Below are 1,585 nucleotides of genomic sequence, written 5' to 3'. Positions count from 1 at the left end.
CCCCCGGCCAGCCGCCTCCCGGCGCGGAGGGCGTGGCCGGCGGCACCGAGACCGGCGGCGCGGCGACGCTGTCGCAGATCATCCCGGACGAGCGCACCAACAAGCTCATCGTCGTGGCCAGCCCCGCCGCCTTCGGCCGCATCCAGGACCTGGTGCGGGAGATCGACATCCCGTCCGGCAGCGGCAATAAAATCAACGTCTACCCGCTGGAGAACGCCAACTCCGAGGAGCTGGCCAGCACGCTCCAGTCGCTCGCGCAGGGCACCGCCAACCGCCCCCAGCGCGGCCCCATCCCGCCGCAGGCGCAGGGCCTGCCGCGCGCGCCCGCCCAGGCCGCGGAGCTGTTCAGCGGCGAGGTGAAGATCTCCGCCGACAAGGGCACCAACTCGCTGGTCATCGTCGCCAGCCAGGCGGACTACAAGAACATGGTCCAGATCATCCAGCAGCTGGATCAGCCGCGCCGCCAGGTGTTCGTGGAGGCGGTCATCATGAAGTGAACCTGGACCGCAACAGCGAGTTCGGCATCAACTTCCACCAGGGCTTCAGCCTCAAGACGGACGACGGCGCCATCCCCGGCATCCTGGGCACCAACTACTCCGGCGGCTCCATCCCCCCGTCCTTCTCCCTGGCGAACCTGGCCAGCATGGGCGGCTTCCTCGCCGGCATCCAGGGCCCCGTCCTGCCGGAGCTCAAGGCGCTGGGCATCGACATCCCGGCCTTCGGCGTGGTGCTCAACGCCATGCAGCAGTCGTCCGACGTGAACGTGCTGTCCACGCCGCACCTGCTCACCAGCGACAACGAGGAGGCGGAAATCACGGTGGGCCAGAACGTGCCCTTCCAGTCCGGCTTCACCCCGTCCGCGCTGGGCAGCTCCATCACCGGCGCTGGCGCCGGCACCAACGGCGGCATCAACCCGTCGCTCCTGGGCTCGCTGGGCGGCCTGGGGTCGCTGTACGCCCCCATCACCCGCCAGAACGTGGAGCTCAAGCTCACCGTCAAGCCGCAGATCAACGAGAGCGACTACATCCGCCTCGTCATCACGGAGCAGACGGAGGAGATCGCCTCCTCGGACCCCGTCCTGGGCCCCACCACGTCGAAGCGCAGCGCCAAGACGACGGTCATCGCCAAGGACATGGAGACGGTGGTGATTGGCGGCATCATGCAGGACCGCACGCTGGAGTCCGTCTCCAAGGTGCCGGTGCTGGGTGACATCCCGCTCCTGGGCCACCTGTTCCGCGACACCACGCGCCGCAAGACGAAGACGAACCTGCTGCTCTTCCTCACGCCCTACATCATCCGCGGCCAGGAGGACTTCCGCCGCATCTTCGAGCGCAAGATGAAGGAGCGGCAGCAGTTCGTGGAGCAGTTCTATGGCCAGGTCCCCGGCTACGACGTCGCGGTGGACTTCAGCCGCAAGCCCGGCCCCCTGTCGCGCATGAACCAGGCCGTCATGAAGGAAGAGCAGCGGGTGGAGAACGGCGGCAGCGGCACGTCCAACGAGCGGGTCATCCGTCCCGCTGGCGCGCCCCCGGCCGCTGGCGGCGCGCGCCCGCCGCCCCGTCCCCCGCCCAGCCGGACGAGCAGG

General features: G+C 69.2%; 1 protein-coding gene and 1 pseudogene. Both read left to right on the top strand.

The window, feature by feature from the left end; genetic code table 11:
- A partial coding sequence (locus tag ACLEQD_RS43060) for a secretin N-terminal domain-containing protein (RefSeq protein WP_410391744.1) occupies positions 1-497 on the top strand: 497 nt, incomplete at its 5' end.
- Positions 494-1,585 (top strand): annotated as a pseudogene (locus ACLEQD_RS43055) (type II secretion system protein GspD); the annotation flags it as partial. The gene ACLEQD_RS43060 and the pseudogene ACLEQD_RS43055, both read left to right, overlap by 4 nt.

Origin of the sequence: Corallococcus sp. 4LFB (assembly GCF_046520365.1) — a bacterium.
GTDB classification, from domain to species: Bacteria; Myxococcota; Myxococcia; order Myxococcales; family Myxococcaceae; genus Corallococcus; species Corallococcus caeni.
Note: the sequence above shows the minus strand (reverse complement) of the source record. Positions and strands in the feature narration are given on the sequence as shown.